Origin of the sequence: Nonomuraea rhizosphaerae (genome assembly GCF_019396405.1) — a bacterium.
Taxonomy (GTDB): Bacteria; Actinomycetota; Actinomycetes; order Streptosporangiales; family Streptosporangiaceae; genus Nonomuraea; species Nonomuraea rhizosphaerae.
Window position 1 is genome coordinate 1 of sequence record NZ_JAHKRL010000522.1, and the last position, 605, is coordinate 605.

At 67.6% G+C, this 605-nt stretch carries 1 protein-coding gene; it reads right to left on the reverse strand.

Translation table 11 applies throughout. The features are described from left to right. Window positions 1-43 precede the first annotated feature (43 nt). Window positions 44-262, reverse strand: a complete 219-nt coding sequence (rpmE, locus tag KME77_RS27165) for a 50S ribosomal protein L31 (RefSeq protein WP_219471785.1) — start codon at window positions 260-262, stop codon at window positions 44-46. Window positions 263-605: the final 343 nt, after the last annotated feature.

The window sequence follows — 605 nt, forward strand, 5'->3', positions numbered from 1 at the left end:
ACCCGGACGCACCTGCTGGCGCGCCGGGTCGGCGTCGGTGAAGCTACTTGCCCGAGGCCTTCTTGCCGAAGCGCTTCTCGAAGCGCGCCACCCGGCCGCCGGTGTCGAGGATCTTCTGCTTGCCCGTGTAGAACGGGTGGCAGGCGGAGCAGACGTCGGCGTGGATGACGCCGTTCTTGGCGGTGCTGCGGGTGGTGAACGTGTTGCCGCAGGTGCAGCTCACCTGGGTCACGTGGTACTCGGGGTGGATATCGGCCTTCATTGCTGTCCTTTCGAGGTGCGGTCGCCGGGTCGCCAGAAGACGCGTGCAACGCGGGGGCGGGAACCGGAACCGCTGCGGGTCAGCTACCAGTGTGCCAGATGCTGTAACCCTCCCAGGCCACCCGGCATTCCCCGATCCTTATGGCGGAGTCACTCACGTCACATTAGGCTCCGCCGCACAATCCATCTTTCTTCCCAAAGGGGCTGGGATCTGATGAAGAAGAGGCAGCGGTCGCTCACGGCGACCGTCACGGGGGCCGTGCTCTTCCTGGGGGTTCTCCTCGGCGGCACGAGCCTGCCGGCCGGCGCGGCGGCCGCCGGCGACGACTTCAGCGGGGCCGGCA

What these genes read in the sequence shown, in the direction of transcription:
- rpmE (WP_219471785.1), bottom strand. Translation starts at nt 262, where the DNA reads ATGAAGGCCGATATCCACCCCGAGTACCACGTGACCCAGGTGAGCTGC.